The 15,853-nt window shown below is 67.1% G+C and carries 13 protein-coding genes and 1 pseudogene; 4 read left to right on the forward strand and 10 right to left on the reverse strand.

Features of this window, described 5'->3' with window-relative positions; translation table 11 throughout:
• Positions 1 to 7: 7 nt before the first annotated feature.
• A complete protein-coding gene (locus BM362_RS14165) occupies positions 8 to 1,336 on the reverse strand; it encodes an NAD(P)/FAD-dependent oxidoreductase (protein WP_067575663.1) in 1,329 nt (442 codons plus the stop codon).
• Between the two features lie 84 nt (positions 1,337 to 1,420).
• The gene (locus tag BM362_RS14170) at positions 1,421 to 2,104 is read right to left on the reverse strand and encodes a uracil-DNA glycosylase (RefSeq protein WP_093573367.1); all 684 of its coding nucleotides are present in this window, start codon (positions 2,102 to 2,104) and stop codon (positions 1,421 to 1,423) included.
• A 47-nt stretch (positions 2,105 to 2,151) separates the two neighbouring features.
• Here BM362_RS14170 and BM362_RS14175 point away from each other — a divergent pair, with 47 nt between their 5' ends.
• The gene (locus tag BM362_RS14175; RefSeq protein ID WP_067575659.1) at positions 2,152 to 3,642 is read left to right on the forward strand and encodes a S10 family peptidase; all 1,491 of its coding nucleotides are present in this window, start codon (positions 2,152 to 2,154) and stop codon (positions 3,640 to 3,642) included.
• A gap of 40 nt (positions 3,643 to 3,682) precedes the next feature.
• On the opposite strand, the gene BM362_RS14180 is transcribed toward BM362_RS14175, so the two are convergent.
• The gene (locus BM362_RS14180; protein WP_067575658.1) at positions 3,683 to 4,285 is read right to left on the reverse strand and encodes a response regulator transcription factor; all 603 of its coding nucleotides are present in this window, start codon (positions 4,283 to 4,285) and stop codon (positions 3,683 to 3,685) included.
• Positions 4,282 to 5,418, reverse strand: coding sequence for a sensor histidine kinase (locus BM362_RS14185; RefSeq protein ID WP_093573368.1), 1,137 nt, complete (start codon positions 5,416 to 5,418; stop codon positions 4,282 to 4,284). The genes BM362_RS14180 and BM362_RS14185 overlap by 4 nt, the downstream gene beginning before the upstream one ends.
• 135 nt (positions 5,419 to 5,553) lie before the next feature.
• Between BM362_RS14185 and BM362_RS14190 the strand changes: the two genes are divergently transcribed.
• From BM362_RS14190 to BM362_RS48880, 3 genes and pseudogenes are all read left to right on the forward strand, one after another.
• The gene (locus BM362_RS14190; RefSeq protein ID WP_067575656.1) at positions 5,554 to 6,438 is read left to right on the forward strand and encodes an ABC transporter ATP-binding protein; all 885 of its coding nucleotides are present in this window, start codon (positions 5,554 to 5,556) and stop codon (positions 6,436 to 6,438) included.
• A 14-nt stretch (positions 6,439 to 6,452) separates the two neighbouring features.
• Positions 6,453 to 7,172 (forward strand): ABC transporter permease, encoded by a 720-nt coding sequence (locus tag BM362_RS14195; protein WP_067575655.1) that lies wholly within the window; start codon positions 6,453 to 6,455, stop codon positions 7,170 to 7,172.
• Positions 7,173 to 7,981: 809 nt separating this feature from the next.
• Positions 7,982 to 8,334 (forward strand): annotated as a pseudogene (locus BM362_RS48880) (alpha/beta hydrolase).
• Between the two features lie 41 nt (positions 8,335 to 8,375).
• Here the strand turns inward: BM362_RS48880 and BM362_RS14205 are convergent.
• The 6 genes from BM362_RS14205 to BM362_RS14230 all read right to left on the reverse strand — a co-directional run bounded on the left by BM362_RS14205 (position 8,376) and on the right by BM362_RS14230 (position 15,805).
• Positions 8,376 to 10,091, reverse strand: a complete 1,716-nt coding sequence (locus BM362_RS14205) for a S8 family serine peptidase (RefSeq protein ID WP_093573369.1) — start codon at positions 10,089 to 10,091, stop codon at positions 8,376 to 8,378.
• Between the two features lie 84 nt (positions 10,092 to 10,175).
• Positions 10,176 to 11,174 (reverse strand): ABC transporter ATP-binding protein, encoded by a 999-nt coding sequence (locus BM362_RS14210; RefSeq protein ID WP_067575648.1) that lies wholly within the window; start codon positions 11,172 to 11,174, stop codon positions 10,176 to 10,178.
• Positions 11,167 to 12,192 (reverse strand): ABC transporter ATP-binding protein, encoded by a 1,026-nt coding sequence (locus BM362_RS14215; protein ID WP_067575646.1) that lies wholly within the window; start codon positions 12,190 to 12,192, stop codon positions 11,167 to 11,169. The genes BM362_RS14210 and BM362_RS14215 overlap by 8 nt, the downstream gene beginning before the upstream one ends.
• 5 nt (positions 12,193 to 12,197) lie before the next feature.
• Positions 12,198 to 13,154, reverse strand: coding sequence for an ABC transporter permease (locus BM362_RS14220; protein WP_067575644.1), 957 nt, complete (start codon positions 13,152 to 13,154; stop codon positions 12,198 to 12,200).
• The gene (locus tag BM362_RS14225) at positions 13,147 to 14,073 is read right to left on the reverse strand and encodes an ABC transporter permease (protein WP_067575642.1); all 927 of its coding nucleotides are present in this window, start codon (positions 14,071 to 14,073) and stop codon (positions 13,147 to 13,149) included. Before BM362_RS14225 ends, BM362_RS14220 begins: the two co-directional genes overlap by 8 nt.
• A 103-nt stretch (positions 14,074 to 14,176) precedes the next feature.
• Complete coding sequence (locus BM362_RS14230) at positions 14,177 to 15,805, reverse strand: peptide ABC transporter substrate-binding protein (RefSeq protein ID WP_067575640.1); 1,629 nt, start codon at positions 15,803 to 15,805, stop codon at positions 14,177 to 14,179.
• Positions 15,806 to 15,853: the final 48 nt, after the last annotated feature.

The raw sequence follows: 15,853 nt of genomic DNA on the forward strand, positions 1-15,853 counted from the left end.
AAGACGTTCAGCCCTTGCTGGCCCGGTTGAACTCTTCCTTCGGGTTGTTGATCTGCCCCAGCGAGATGACCTCCCGCCGGAACAGCCCGCCCAGCATCCAGTCGAACAGGATGCGGATCTTGCGGTTCCACGTCGGCATCGCCTTGAGGTGGTAGGCGCGGTGGAACAGCCACGCTGGGAAGCCCTTGATCTTCAGGTTCAGTGCGTCCGCCACGCCCTTGTGCAGGCCGAGGCTCGCGACCGCGCCCAGGTTCTTGTGGAAATAGTCCTTCGGCTGTCCGCCGCGGATCACCTTGATGATGTTCTTCGCCAGCAGGCGGGCCTGGCGGACCGCGTGCTGGGCGTTCGGCGGGCAGGTCGCCGTCGGGTCCTGTTCGGTGCGCGACAGGTCCGGGATGGCCGCGTTGTCGCCCGCGGTCCAGACGTCCGGGTGGCCGACGACCTGCATCGCGGCGGTCGCCTCGACGCGGCCGCGCTTGTCGAGCGGCAGGTCCGAGCCGGCGAGGACCGGGTTGGCCTTCACGCCCGCGGTCCAGATGATCGTGTCGGTGTCGAACTCGGTGCCGTCCGAGAGCACGACGTGGCCGTCTTCGAACGACTTCGCCGCGGTCGACAGGTAGACCTCGATGCCGCGCTTCTCCAGCTGCTGCACCGTGTACACGCCGAGCGTCTCGCGCACCTCGGGCAGGATCCGCCCGGCCGCCTCGACCATCACCCAGCGGATGTCCGCCGGCTTGATGTTCGGGTAGTAGTTCTCGACCGCGAAGCGGGTCATGTCCTCAAGCTCGGCCAGCGCCTCGATGCCCGCGAACCCGCCGCCGACCACGGTGAACGTGAGCAGGCGCTTGCGCAGCTCGGGGTCGAGCGTGCTGGCGGCCTCGTCCAGCTTGGTCATGATGTGGTTGCGCAGGTAGATCGCTTCGCCGATGGTCTTGAAGGCGATGCCCTGCTCGGCGAGACCGGGGATCGGCAGGATCCGCGCGACGGCACCGAGCGCGACCACGAGCACGTCGTAGTTCAGCGTCTCGATGTGACCGTCGGCCGCCTCGACCGTGACGGCCTTGCGCTCGTTCTCGATCTTCGTGACCCGCGCGGTCAGCACGTGGCAGCGCTTCAGCACGCGGCGCAGCGGCACGACCACGTGCCGCGGCTCGATCGCGCCGGCCGCCGCCTCGGGCAGGAACGGGGCATAGGTCATGTGCGGCTGCGGGTCAACGACGGTCACGGAGGCCTCGTTGGCACGCAGCATCTTCTGAAGCCCGTACGCGGTGTACAGGCCGACGTATCCACCACCGAGGACGAGGATCCGAGTCGGTTCCGACTTCGCAGCAGCCATGTACCTATAGTCGCACCTCCAAAGCGGCTCCGCTCGGGTACCCCACCCCGCTGTGACCAGCATCGCCACGCTGGTTGTCACGATTCAGATGAGCCCGGCCGCCGAGGCCGCGGCGGTGAACGCGGTCACCACCATGGGCTGTGTCACACGACCGGTCTGGACATTGCGCGGTGACACGTGGTAGCAGCCGAACACCGCGAGGTCGCCGGCCTGCATCCGGGCGCCGTGCGCGAAGGCCGGACGCGGTTTCGGCACCGGCCAGCCCGCGGCGGACAGCACCGGCAGCAGCGCCTGCCAGCCGAACGCGCCGAGCACGACGATCGAACGCAGGGTCGGCCGCAGCAGGTCCAGTTCGTCGGCCAGCCAGTGCCGGCAGGTGTCCCGTTCGGCGGGGGTCGGCCGGTTCTCCGGCGGCGCGCAACGGACCGGCGAGACGAGCCGGGTGCCGCGCAGCGTGAGCCCGTCGCCGATGGCCGTCGACACCGGCTGCGACGCGAGACCGACCTCGTACAGCACGCGGAAAAGGAAGTCGCCGGACGGATCGCCGGTGAACATCCGGCCGGTGCGGTTGGCCCCGTGCGCGGACGGCGCGAGCCCGACCACGGCCAGCGCGGCGTCCTCCGCGCCGAAACCGGGGACCGGCCGCGCCCAATACCGCTCGCCCGCGAACGCCGCCTTCGTCCCGGCCACGCTTTCGCGCCAGTCGACCAGCCGCGGGCACGCGCGGCATTCGACCAGAGCGGAGTCGAGAGCGGCGAACGTGCGCATCCAGCCAACCTAGCTCGTGATCGCCGCTCACGAGCTAGGTTGGGGCCATGGCCGATACCACCGCGGACGAGACCGCCGAGAAGACCAAGGACGAGGAGACGAAGGCGACCGAGCCCGTCGACGACCTCGTCACGACGCAGCACACCCTCACCGTCAAGCGGCGCAAGCTCGCCTACACCGCCCAGACCGGCCGGATCGTGCTCCGCCAAGAGGTCAAAAAGGACGGAAAGTTCGAGGGTCACCAGGCCAAGGCCGAGGTTTTCCTCACCGCCTACACCCTCGACGACGCCGACCCCGGCACCCGACCGGTCACCTTCGCCTTCAACGGCGGCCCCGGTTCCTCCAGCATCTGGCTCCACATGGGCCTGCTCGGACCGCGCCGGGTGCTGTCCGGCGACGTCAACGACCCGGTGCCGCCGCCGTACGGGCTCGAGGACAACCCGGACAGCCTGCTCGCGCACAGCGACCTGGTGTTCATCGACCCGGTCCAGACCGGCTACTCGCGGGTGACCGACGGCGGCGAATCCCAGCCGTACACCGGTTTCCAGGGCGACGTCGAATCGGTCGCGGAGATCATCCGGCTGTGGGTTTCGCGCAACCAGCGCTGGCTGTCGCCGAAGTTCCTCGCCGGCGAGTCGTACGGCACGCTGCGCGCGGCCGCGCTGGCCGGGCACTTGCAGGAGCGCTACGGCCTGTACCTCAACGGCCTGATGCTCATCTCGTCCGTTTTGGACCTCGGCACGCTGCGTTTCCACGAGGGCAACGACCTGCCGTACTCGCTGTTCCTGCCCACGTACGCGGCGATCGCGCACTACCACGGCCGCCACGGCGACCGTCCGCTCGACGACGTGCTCGCCGACGCCGAGGACTTCGCCTCGAAGGAACTGCCGTGGGCGCTTTCCCGCGGCGCGCGGCTGTCTACTCAGGACCGTACCGAGGCGGTGCAGACGCTGGCGTCGCTCACCGGGCTCAGCGAGTCCTATGTGGACCGAGTGAACCTGCGGATCGAGCACATCCGGTTCTTCACCGAACTGCTGCGCGACCAGGCCAAGACCGTCGGCCGGATGGACGGCCGGTTCACCACGTGGGAACCGGACGGCGGCGTCGAGCACATGAGCGACGACCCCTCGGTGTCGCGGATCATCGGCGCCTACTCGGCGGGCTTCAACCACTACGTGCGCGCCGAACTCGGCTACGAGAACGATCTTCCGTACGAGATCCTTTCCACCGACGTGTTCAAGGCCTGGTCCTACAAGGAGTTCGAGGGCCGTTCAGTGTCCGTTGTAGACACCTTGAGCGCGGCGATGCGAGCCAACCCGCACCTGCAAGTCCACGTCGCCTTCGGGCATTACGACGGCGCGACGGCGTACTACGCGTCCGAGTACGTGCTCTCGCAGCTGAAGATCCCGGAGGAGCTGCGGGAGAACATCGACACGGCTTACTACCCGGCCGGGCACATGATGTACGTGCACGAACCGTCGCGGGTGCAGCAGTCGAAGGACCTGGGCAAGTTCGTGAACAAGGCGTCCAACCGCTGACCTCGTGAGTGCCTATCGCGGTGAGAACCGCGATAGGCACTCACAACCAGTCGTGCTCCCGCGCATACCGCGCCGCCTCGTGCCGCGTCCGCGTCTGCGTCTTCTGCATCGCATTCGACAGATAATTCCGCACAGTCCCCTCCGCCAGATGCAGCTGCGCCGCGATGTCGGCGACCGAATACCCCTCCCGCGTCGCCCGCAGTACGTCGATTTCCCGGACGGTCAACGGGCAGTCGTCGACCACCGCGAGCGCCGAGACGTCCGGGTCGATCCAGCGTTTGCCCTCGTCCAGCGTCCGGATCACCGCCGCGATGTGCGCCGGTTCCGCCGATTTGCTGACGAACCCCTGCACGCCGAGTTTCAACGCCTTGCGCAGCACGCCCGGCCGCGCGTGCCGGGTCAGCATCAGGATCACCTGCTCCGGACGCTCCCGCCGGATCCGCGCGACCGCGCCCAGTCCGTCCACATTGGGCATCTCCAGGTCGATCACCAGCACGTCCGGCCGATGCTCCACAGTGGCCCGCACCGCCGCCTCGCCGTCTTCCGCCTCGGCGAGCACGGTGATCTCGTCCTCCATCGGCAGCAACGCGGCCATCGCCTTGCGGAGCAGGGCTTCGTCGTCGGCAAGCACCACCGTCGTCATCGCGACACCTTCTCCGGGAACGCCGCGGCCGTCACGAACCGGCCGTCCTTCTGCTCCACCGTCAATTCTCCGCCCTGGTCCGCCAGCCGCGCGCCCAACGCGGACAGTCCGCTCAGTTCTGGAGCACCGTCGGAGGCTCCGTCGTTGACGATGCTGATCCCGCTTTCGGCCAACGTGATCCGCACCTGCCGGGCTTGCGCGTGCCGGAGGATGTTCGTAGTGGTCTCGCGCAGCACTTGGCCGAGCAGTTCGTCCACACCGGAACCGGCCTCCGCGAGCCGCTCGACGCGCACGTGGATCCCCGCCGCCTCGAACAGGTTCTTCGCGTTCTCCAGCTCCGCGGACAGATTGAGCCGCCGCTGCGCGTAAGCGAGTTCCTTGGTCTGCACGATGGTCTCGCCGACCAGGGTGTGCACCTCGCGCAACTCCTCTTGCGCGCGGTCGAGATCCCGGTGCAGCAGCTTCTCCGCGAGCGCGACCTTCAGCTTCACCACGTGCAGCGTGTGCCCCTGGATGTCGTGCAGTTCGCTGGCGAACCGGACCCGTTCGCGGACCACCGCCAGCTCTGCCTCTTTCCCCCGGGACTGTTCCAGCTCCGCCACGAGGTCGTAGAGCCGTTGGCTGGCGAACATCAGCAAGGTCGACAGCGCCGAGCCGATCGCGGGGGTCACCACGTAGGCCACCACGCGCGCGCCGAGATGGTCGTGGTGCGGCAGCAAATTGGCCGCGCCGATCACGCTGGTCAGCACGCCGAAGCCGACCAGCGCGGCGAACCGGTGCCGCGGCAGCGGCGGGATGAGGAACGAACCGACCATGCTCAGCCCGTAGAACGCCATGGGGCTGTTGCTCAGCGCACCGGCGAACCAGACGAACGCGGTGAGCACCAGGCAGGGGCGGGCGACCCGGACGAAGTCGCCCGCGGTCCAGCGTTCGGCGGTGGCGGTCGCGGCCAGCAGCCCGATCACCTGGATGACGACGTGCCACCAGGTCCGGCTGCCGAGGACGATCAGCAGTACACCGACGACCAGCAGCGGCGGCATCACCGTGATGAGGTTGAGCCGCCGCAGCCGGTCCTGGACCGCGTCGCCGGACCACGACATCCGGCGGGACCGCGGCGGGCTGATCTCGGTCATGGTGCTCCAGCTTCGGCCAGGGAATTCGATCCCAGCATGCCGCAGCCGCCGAGAGCCCACCAGTGACGCAGCGTCATGTCTTCGGCTGACGTGGCCGCACTACTGCCGACCAGCGGATCCAGCTGGAATCGGAGCATGTCCACGACCCCAGTCATCGAAGTCGACCGCTTGAACCTCACCTACGGCGACTTCCAGGCCGTGCGCGATCTGTCGTTCCAGGTCGCCCGCGGCGAACTGTACGCGCTGCTCGGCACCAACGGCGCCGGGAAGACCTCGACGCTGGAGACCGTCGAGGGCCACCGGAAACCCAGCTCGGGCACCGTGCGGGTGTTCGGAAAGGACCCGCGCGACCGCGCTTCCGTGCGTCCCCGGATGGGGATCATGCTGCAGGAAAGCGGCTTCTCGCCGGACCTGACCGTGCGCGAATCGATCCGGCTGATCGGCAACCTGACCCAGCGCGACGACGATGTCGAGCGGCTGCTCGGCATCACCGACCTCACCCGCAAAGCCACCACCAGGGTGTCGCAGCTGTCCGGCGGCGAGAAACGCCGGCTCGACTTCGCGACCGCCGTGTACGGGACCCCTGACCTGGTCTTCCTCGACGAACCGACCACTGGTCTGGACATCCAGTCGCGCGACGCGCTGTGGGACGCGGTGGACCGGCTCCGCGAGGACGGCACCACCATCGTCCTGACCACGCACTACCTGGAGGAAGCGCAGCAGCGCGCCGATCGCATCGGTCTGATGCACCAAGGCACGCTCAACCGGGAAGGCACCGTCGCCGAGCTGACCCGGACGCTGCCCGCGACCATCCGCTTCGGACTTCCGCCGCACGCCCCGGCGCCGCCGCTGCAAGCGACCCGCGAAGAGGACGACCGGTTCCTCATCGAGACCTTCGGCCTCCAGAAAGACCTGCACACCCTGCTCACCTGGGCAGCGGACTACGCCGTGGAACTGGCCGAACTGGAAGCCGGGCCGACCCGCCTCGACGACGTCTTCCGCGCCATCAGCAACGCGTAATGAAAGGCTTTCCCATGCTCTCGATCGCCCGCGGCGAACTGATCCAGCTCTTCCGAAATCGCCTGGTACTGGTCACCTCGCTGATCCTGCCAGTCGCATTCAGCGCTTTCTTCATTTCCCGTCACGAAACCTTCGCACAGCTCGGAAGTCTCGGCTATATCGCGGCACTGACGCTTTTCTTCATTACCGCGATCGGCCTGTACACCACCACTGTCACCACCCTCGCCGCCCGGCGGCAGAACCTCTTCCTCAAACGCCTGCGCTCCACCGCGGCGAGCGACCCCGGCATTCTCGTCGGCCTGCTCCTGCCGATCACCGCGATCACCACGATCCAGGTCGGCGTCATCCTCGCCGTGCTCGGCGCGGTCACCGGCGCACCGAAGAACCCGCTGCTGCTGGTTGTCGCGGTCGTCGCCACCATCGCCATGATGGTCGCGCTCGGCCTGGCCACCGCCGGACTCACGAACTCGCCGGAACATGCCCAGGTCACCACCCTGCCGATCACGATCGCCGTCCTCGCGATCGCAAGTTGGATCGGAATCACCGGAACCGAACAGCTGTCCCTGCTGAAACGCCTTCTGCCCGGCGGCGCGGCCACCGAACTCGTATTGAATTCCTGGAACGGCGGAACTTCGGCAACCGACTCACTGGTCCTGCTCGGCCCGATCGCGGCGTGGCTGATTCTCAGCGTTACGCTGGCGACGCGACTATTCCGCTGGGAACCGCGCCGCTGAAACCCCTTCCGGCACCGAGGAGATCAGAGTAACGTCGGCGGCCACCCGACCGGTGCCCGAACCGCGGTTTCCGCGAACACAGCTTGATTTCGTGCACTTTCCGGTCATTTTCCTGAGTTCGATTGATCTCGGCAAAGGATGGAAGACCGTGCGAAAACAACTACTCGTCGCCTTGGCGGCCGCCGCGTTGACGGTGACCGCCGCCCCGGCGTACGCGGCCCCGCCGAAGCCCGCGGTGCACTGGGGAGCCTGCCCGGCCGACGTCGCAGCTGCGGTGCGCTTCGCTCGACTACCGGCAGCCGGACGGCAAGAAGATCAGCATCGAGATCTCGCGGCCGCGGAGCATCGATCCGGCCGCCCGGCGCGGAGTGCCGCTGTTCAACCCGGGCGGGCCCCGGCCTGACGTTCCCGCTGGACCTGGTCCGGGCAGGCATCCCGACAAGCGCGCTCGCCCGCTACGACCTGATCGGCTTCGACCCCGCGGCGTCGCCCACAGCAGTCCGGTGACCGCCGAGCGTCCCGAAGTACGCGCACAACGAGGCTGACGTCGACGACGCCTCCGCGTTCGCCAAGGGGATCGCGCTGCAGTGCGTGGCCTCAAATCCGCTTCGGCGCTGCCGTATCTGACCACACGGCACACTCTTCTCAACGACCAGGCTGCCCCGGCCGGTTCGCTGCGACCGGCAGCCAGGAGTTCGGAGCAGAGCCAGCGATCCACCATGATTTCGGTGCTGTGCGGGGACAATGCCTGGCCGCGGTCGATTTCGACCTATCAGCGCAACGTCACGCACGACCGGGTCAAGTACCCGATGCTCGGCGGTGCGGCGGCGAACGTCTGGCCCTGTGCGCACTGGGCCAAGCAGCCGCTCGAAACCCCGGTGCAGTTCAGCGACCAGGGACCGTCGAACCTGCTGCTGGTCCAGAACCTGCGCGACCCGGCCACCCCGCTGTCGGCGCGCTCGAAACCCGCGCGCAGTTCGGCGGCCGGGCGCGAATGGTCACTGTGGACCAGGGCGGGCACGGTGCCGGCTTCCCTTATCTGAACAGCTGCGGTTTCAACGCCGTCACTGATTTCCTGGTGAACGGAACGCGTCCGGACACCGACAAATTCTGCGGTGCCGAAGCGAACACCACGCGGTCGCTCACCCCGCGGCAGTACTGAAACCGGCGGTGGGGCGGAGCACCCGCCCCACCGCCGCTCGTTCAGCGCAGGAACGCCGAACCCCGCGTCACCGCGGAATAGGCGTCCACCGAACCATGTCCGTAGAACCCGTTGAACGACGCGTCGCCCACACAGGTCGCGGTGAACGAAGCGTCCCGGCCCTCCTTCAGGTAGTCGACCGTCTGCGGCATCGGGCACGCGATCGGCGCGGCCGTGCCCTCCAGCACCCGCTGCACCGAGTCCGGATCCATCGAGGCGGAATGCCCGGTCTTCTTTCCGTACTGGGAAACGATCAGCGCCGCGACACCAGTCGCATGTGGAGCGGCCATCGAAGTCCCTTGCAGCCACTGGTAATAGCCGACCCGGCCGTCCGCCGCCGTAGCCTTCTGCACGCCAAGCGCGACGCCGGCCGGAGTCACGTTGCCTTCCGCGTCGACGTTTCCGGCCGCCACCCCGACATTGCGCGGATAGGTGGACAGGATCTGGTTCTCCGCCGTCCGGTACCAAGGCGTGCCGTAACCGTCCCGGAAATACCCGCCCGGCGCGGAGACGGAGATCTGCTCGGTGCCGTAGTTCGAGTAGTCCGCCTTCGCCTGCGTCGGGCCGAACGAGCCGACCCCGATGGTGTGCGGACCTTCGACCGGCAGCGAGAAGCACGAAGAATTGTCGATCTTGCGCGGATGCGTCCCGTTCGCCGGATAGTCTGGGCTCGTGACGTCGTCGTGCGGGGCAGCCAGCTCGTCGTGCTGGTTGCCGAGCGCCACCACCATCGTCACGCCCTTGCGGTGCGCGTAGTTCAACGCCCGCGTGGTCGCTTCGATAACCGTGCGCTGTTCTGCCTGCTCCGCAGCGGAATCCGCCGGGTTCGAACGGCAGTTGTAGAGCCACGGGTCCACGTAGAAGCTCATGTTGACGACGTCGAGTCCGGCGTCGCCGGAATACGTCAGCGCGTCGACCGTCGACTGGAGGAAGAAGTACCCGGAATCCTGGCCGGCGCGGACGTTCACCAGCGTCACGTTCGGCGCCACCCCGGACACGCCGAATCCGTTGGCAGCCGCCGCGATCGTGCCGGCGACGTGCGTGCCGTGGCCGTTGTCGTCGTGGTCCACCGGGTCGACGCAGCCGCGGTATTCGCACGGGCCGTCGACGACGGTGCCGTTGACGTCCGCGACGATGTCCTTGGTGAAGTTGCGCGAATCGGCCTTGTCGAAGTTCGGCGCGATGTCCGGGTGACTGCCGTCGACGCCCGTGTCGATGATGCCGACCTTCACCCGCTTGTCGCCAGCCTGCTTGGTACGAGCGAGGTCGGAGCGGGTGGATTTGAGACCCCAGAGCTGGTCGTCCAGCGGGTCGGTGCCGGCCGCCTTGTTCGCCGCGGCCTTGCGCGACACGCTGCCGCGGCCTTCCTTCTCGACCGCGTCCGGCTTCTCCTTCTTGCCCGCCTTCGGCGCGCTGCCGATCGATTTCGCCTTCGCCGCACCGAATACCGCACGGTTCGCCGAAACCCGCTCGGTGAAGCCGGCAGCGGGCGCGGTGGCAGTGATGAGCCCGACCGCGGTGTTGGTCGCGACGATCGTGCCGCCCGCGTCGCGCACCGCCTGCTGGGCGGCGGCGACACTCTGGCCGTCCCGCGCCAGCACGCTGAATTCCGTTACCGGTCCGGCCGGTTGGGCCGACGCCGCCGGAAGGGCGACGCCGGACACCGCACCGAACAATGGCACCGCGAGTGCCACAGCGAGCAATCTTGGTCTTTTCACGAGTCCTCCTGACGGAAACCGATAATGCAACGTACATAGCGGACACTGCGTGCGGCAATCGGCAAACCGGAGGAATCGCCTTTGTTACGGAACCACCGACTTCACCTCGGCGAAGTGGCAAGCCGACAGATGCCCGTCCGTCCGCGGTTCCAGCTTCGGTGCCTCCGTCGCGCAGATGTCCGCGGCCTTCCAGCATCGCGTACGGAAACGACAGCCCGACGGCGGGTCGATCGGGCTGGGCACGTCGCCCTCCAGCCGGATCACCTGCCGCTGCCCGCGCACCGCCGGGTCCGCGACCGGCACCGCCGAGAGCAACGCCTGCGTGTACGGATGAGACGGTCGCTCGTAGATCTCGTCCTCAGTACCGATTTCGACGATCTTGCCCAGGTACATCACCGCGACCCGGGTGGACAGATGCCGTACCACCGAGAGGTCGTGCGCGATGAACACATAGGACAGCCCGAACTCGCCCTGCAGGTCCCCGAGCAGGTTCATCACCTGCGCCTGGATCGAAACGTCCAAAGCGGACACCGGCTCGTCGCAGATGATCACCTTGGGCCGCAACGCCAGCGCCCGCGCGATGCCGATGCGCTGCCGCTGCCCGCCGGAGAACTGGTGCGGATACCGGTTCACGTGCTCGGGGTTGAGCCCGACCACCGCCAGCAGCTCCTGCACCTTCTTCGCCCGCGAACCCTTCGGCGCGACCTCGGTGTGGATCTCGAACGGCTCGCCGACGATGTCGCCGACGGTCATCCGCGGATTCAGCGACGTGTACGGATCCTGCAGCACGATCTGGATTTCCCGGCGCATTCGCCGCAGTTCCGCACCGCGCAGCTTGAACAGGTCGCGGCCCTCGAAGGTCGCGCTGCCACTGGTCGGCTCCTCCAGGCGCATCAGCACCTGAGCGAGCGTCGACTTGCCGCAGCCGGATTCCCCGACCACGCCGAGGGTTTCGCCCGGTCGCAGGTCGAAGGACACGCCGTCGACGGCTTTCACCTGTCCGATCGTCCGTTTGAACAGCACGCCGGTGCGCACCGGGAAATGCTTCACCAGTTCGCGCACGCTGAGAATGGGCTCACCCACGGCTCTCCACCACCTCCTCGGCGAAGTGACACGCACTGACCCGGCCGAACCCGAGCGCGTGTGCGGACGGCCGCTCGTCGCGGCACCGTTGCTCGGCCCGCTTGCAGCGCGGGTGGAACGGGCATCCGGACGGAACGTCGAGCAGACTCGGCGGCAGGCCCTTGATGGTTTCCAGGGTCTGTCCCTTGAGGTCCAGCCGGGGCAGCGAATCCATCAGCGCCGCGGTGTAGGGGTGCCCCGGCGAGCTGAACAGTTCCCGTACGTCGGCCTGTTCCACGATCCGCCCGGCGTACATCACCGCGATCCGGTCCGCGACCTCCGCGACCACGCCGAGGTCGTGCGTGATGAGCACGAGCCCCATCCGCCGTTCCCGCTGGATGTCCGCGAGCAGGTCCATGATCTGCGCCTGCACGGTCACGTCCAGCGCGGTCGTCGGCTCGTCCGCGATGAGCAGATCCGGGTCGAGCGCGAGCGACATCGCGATCATCGCGCGCTGCCGCATTCCGCCGGAGAACTGGTGCGGGTAATCCTTCACCCGCCTTTCCGCGGCCGGGATCCGCACCAGATCGAGCAGTTCGACCGCTCGCTTGCGAGCGTCCTTCTTGGACATTCCCAGCCGGACCCGCAACTGCTCTTCGATCTGGAATCCGACAGTGAACACCGGGTTCAGCGCCGAAAGCGCGTCCTGGAAGATCATCGCGATCTCCGCGCCGCGCACTTGGCGGCGCCGGTCCGCCGACGCGGTGAGCAGATCCTCGCCGCGATACCGGATCGACCCGCCGGTGATCACGCCCGGCGGCGTGTCGAGGATTCCCATGACGGTCTGCGCGGTGACGCTCTTGCCGGAGCCCGATTCGCCGAGCACGGCAAGGGTTTCCCCGGCGTGCACCGAATAGCCGACCCCGTTGAGCACGTTGGCCACGCCATCGGAAGTACGGAACTCCACGTGCAGGTCTTCGACCTCAAGCAGCAGCTCGTGCTCCGCCGTCGGACCAGGTGAACTGGACACTGTGGACATTGCGGCTACCTCGACTTCGGGTCGAGCGCGTCGCGGACACCGTCGCCGAGCATCACGAACGCGAGCACGGTGATGGTGACGAACGCACCGGGGAACAGGAGCATGTGCGGAACCGCGCGGAAATAGTCGCGAGCGTCGCTGATCATGACGCCCCACGACACCACCGGCGGCCGCACGCCGATGCCGAGGTACGCCAGCGTCGCCTCGGCTCCGATGGCCGCGCCGAGCGCAATCGTCGCGTACACGAGCACTGGCGCGAGCGTGTTCGGCAGCAGGTGCCGGAACACGATCCGCGGTGTGCTCGCGCCGAGCGCACGGGCCGCCTTCACGTAGTCCAACTGCTTGGCCACCAGCGTCGCGGACCGCATGATGCGCATCGCTACCGGCCAGGTCAGCACCGCGATCGAGCAGACCACCTGCACGATGATGGTGACCTGCCCTGGATTCGTGCCGGGTGCGTTGAACGTGGTGAGGATGACGATCGCGCCAAGCACGAACGGCAGCCCGGCGAAGATGTCGCCGAGCCGGGAGAGCAGGCTGTCGACGATCCGGCCGTAGTAGCCCGCGACAATGCCGACCAACGATCCGAAAAGGACGGTCAGCAGTGTCGCGAAAACACCGACCAGCAACGAAGCCCTGGCCCCGTAGATGGTCCGCGCGTAGACGTCGTAGCCCTGGTTGTCATAACCGAACCAGGCGTCCGCAGACGGGCCTTCGTTGGCGTGCGTCAGGTCGCTGTATCCGGCGGGGCGGTGCGAGAACAGTCCCGGCGCGATCGCGATCAGCACGATCAGCACGATGATCAACGCGGAGATCACGAACGTCGGCTTGCGGCGCAGCTGCCGCCACGCGTCGCCCCACAGACTGCGCGGCTTCTTCGGGCCGGCGTCGGCCGAGCTGTCCACATGCGACAGCTGTGCCGCGTCGACCCCTCCGCCGCCGACGAGATTCGGGTCAGTCATAACGGATCCTCGGGTCGAGAACGGCGTAAAGCAGGTCGACGATCAGGCTCATCAGCAGATACACCAGCACCAGCAGCACGACGACGCCGACGACGGTCGCGCTTTCCCGGTTCTGGAGGCCGCGGAAGATCAACCCGCCGAGACCGTTGATGTTGAACACGCCCTCGGTCACGATCGCACCGCCCATCAGTGCGCCGAGGTCGGTGCCGAGGAAGGTCAGCACCGGGATCACCGAGTTGCGCAGCAAATGAATGCCGATGACGCGGCTGTTGGGCTGTCCCTTGGCGATGGCGGTGCGGATGTAGTCGGCGTGCCGGTTCTCCGCGATCGACGTTCTCGTCAGCCGGGCGACATAAGCCATCGAGAGGCTGCCGAGCGCGATGCCCGGCACGATCAACTCGCCGAAGCCCGGATCGTCCGAGACGCTGGCGTCGATGATGCCCAGGTTCACGCCGAGCACGATCTGCAGCACGATCGCGGTGACGAACACCGGCAGCGAGATCAGGAACGTGGTCGAGACCAGCACCAGGTTGTCGAGGAAACCCTTGCCGCGCAAGCCGGTCAGCACGCCGGCGCTCAGGCCGATGACCGCTTCGATGAGCACCGCGACGACCGCGAGGCGCAGCGTGATCGGGTAGGAGGTGGAGATCAGTTCGCCGACCGAGGAGCCGTTGAACGTCTCGCCCCAGTCGCCGGTGAACAGGCTCCCGAGGTATTTGAAGTACTGGACGATCAGGTTGTCGTTGAGGTGGAACTTCTCGGTCATCAGGTCGATATAGGCCTGTGGGCAGGCTTGCTGACCGCATTTTCCGGAGAACGGGTCCCCGGGTACGGCCCACACCAGTGCGTAGATCAGGAAAGTGGTGCCGAAGAACACCGGGATCAACTGGAGCAGGCGACGCAAGACGTAGCGAATCATGCGTAGTTCCTAAGAGTGCGCGCCGGGCTCGTGAGTGCCTACGCCGGTTCTGACCGGCATAAACACTCACGAGCCGCGTGGTGGGAACGGACGAGTCAGCGCGTCACTTCTTGAGGACCTCGACCGACGAGTAGTCCGCGCGGCGGCGGAAGTCGAGGACCACGGTCTTGGTGTGCTTCGACTTGGCCGCGACGCCCTTCTCGTCCCATACCGGGATCGAGGGCAGGTCCTTCGCGACCAGGTCCTCGGCCTGCTGGTACAGCTTGACCGCGGCGTCCTTGTCCGCCGTCGAGTCGGCCTGCTTCAGCAGAGCGTCGACCTGCGGGTTGGAGTACGTCGAGTCGTTCGCCGAGGCCCCGGTCCGGTAAAGCGGGTTGAGGAAGTCCTCAATGGAGGGATAGTCCGCCGACCAGTCGGAACGGCCCATGCCGGTCAGCTTGTGCCCGGTCACGATGCTGCGCCACTGGCCGAAGTCGGTCGCCGGAACGAAATCGCATTCGACGCCGAGCGTGTTCTTGATGCTGTTGCACGCGGCCACCAGCGGTTCCTTGCGGCCGCCGTCGGCGTTCGAGGCGATGGTGAGCTTGCCCTTGAACCCGGACTTCGCGAACAGTTCCTTCGCCTTCGCCGGGTCGAACTTGCAGTACTCGCCGCACACGCCCGGCCGGAAGCCCGGAATGCCCTGCGAGACATAGCCGTCCGCCGGGACGTAGGTGTCGTGCATGACCGTCTTGGTGATCTGCGCGCGGTCGATCGCCATCGAGATCGCCCGGCGCAGGTCGAGGTTGTTGTAGCCGGGCACGTAGTACGGCACCGCGATCGTGCTGATGCCGAGCAGGTGCCCGGTGACCAGGTTGTCCTTGAGATCGGTCTTGTACTTGTCCGCGGTGAGCGCGGACGGCGGCAGCGTCTCGATGAAGTCGAGTTTGTTGCTCAGCAGGTCCTGGTAGGCGGTTTCCTGGCTGGCGTAGATCTTGACGTCGAGGTCCTTGAACTTGACCTTGTCCGGGCCCGGGTAGTCCTCGAACCGGGTCAGCTTGATGTCGACGTTCGGCGTGCGGCTGACGAACTTCATCGGGCCGTTGCCGATCGGGTGCTTCGCGAAGGCGGCGGGGTCCTTGAAGAAGGAGTCCGGCAGCGGCGCGAACGCGGTGTAGCCGATCTTGGTGGTGAACACGGAGAACGGCGCGTCCAGGGTCACCTGGAACTCGTAGTCGCCCTTGACCGCCAGGCCGGACATCTTGTCCTTGGCCGGCTTCGCCGCCTTGTCGGCCGGGTGGACGTCGGAGTAGCCCGCGATGTTCTCGAAGAACGTGCTGTTGATCTGGCCGTTCGCCGAGTTGGCCCCGTAGTTCCAGGCGTCGACGAAGTTCTTCGCCTTGACCTCGGTTCCGTCGTGGAACTTCCAGCCGTGCTTGATCTTGATGTCGAAGACCTTGGAATCGGTCGTGGTGATCGACTCCGCCATCAAGTTGTACGGTTCGCCGCTGTCGCCCTTGTACGCGACGAGGCCGGAGAACATCGGGTCGACGGCCTTGGAACCGCCGAGTTCGTTGGTGTTCGTGGGAATCAGCGTGTTCTGCGGTTCCGTGCCGTAGACCGTGAAGGTCCCGTTCGGATCCGCTTCTCCCGACGACCCGCTGCTGGATCCGCCGCCCCCACAGGCGGTCAGGAGCAGTGACAAGGTTGTCACGACTGCGGCCGCGCTCCAGAGCCTGGATGAACCCCGCATGTCCCCTCCGTTTCTCGCGTCCGAATAGCGAGATGGAGGCTAGCGGGA

Source organism: Amycolatopsis rubida, from assembly GCF_900115345.1.
GTDB classification, from domain to species: domain Bacteria; phylum Actinomycetota; class Actinomycetes; order Mycobacteriales; family Pseudonocardiaceae; genus Amycolatopsis; species Amycolatopsis rubida.

Coding starts and splice junctions, on each gene's coding strand:
- BM362_RS14220 (WP_067575644.1), bottom strand. CDS start 13,154: ATGACTGACCCGAATCTCGTCGGCGGCGGAGGGGTCGACGCGGCACAG.
- BM362_RS14225 (WP_067575642.1), bottom strand. CDS start 14,073: ATGATTCGCTACGTCTTGCGTCGCCTGCTCCAGTTGATCCCGGTGTTC.
- BM362_RS14175 (WP_067575659.1), top strand. CDS start 2,152: ATGGCCGATACCACCGCGGACGAGACCGCCGAGAAGACCAAGGACGAG.
- BM362_RS14180 (WP_067575658.1), bottom strand. CDS start 4,285: ATGACGACGGTGGTGCTTGCCGACGACGAAGCCCTGCTCCGCAAGGCG.
- BM362_RS14190 (WP_067575656.1), top strand. CDS start 5,554: ATGTCCACGACCCCAGTCATCGAAGTCGACCGCTTGAACCTCACCTAC.
- BM362_RS14230 (WP_067575640.1), bottom strand. CDS start 15,805: ATGCGGGGTTCATCCAGGCTCTGGAGCGCGGCCGCAGTCGTGACAACC.
- BM362_RS14185 (WP_093573368.1), bottom strand. CDS start 5,418: ATGACCGAGATCAGCCCGCCGCGGTCCCGCCGGATGTCGTGGTCCGGC.
- BM362_RS14195 (WP_067575655.1), top strand. CDS start 6,453: ATGCTCTCGATCGCCCGCGGCGAACTGATCCAGCTCTTCCGAAATCGC.
- BM362_RS14165 (WP_067575663.1), bottom strand. CDS start 1,336: ATGGCTGCTGCGAAGTCGGAACCGACTCGGATCCTCGTCCTCGGTGGT.
- BM362_RS14215 (WP_067575646.1), bottom strand. CDS start 12,192: ATGTCCACAGTGTCCAGTTCACCTGGTCCGACGGCGGAGCACGAGCTG.
- BM362_RS14170 (WP_093573367.1), bottom strand. CDS start 2,104: ATGCGCACGTTCGCCGCTCTCGACTCCGCTCTGGTCGAATGCCGCGCG.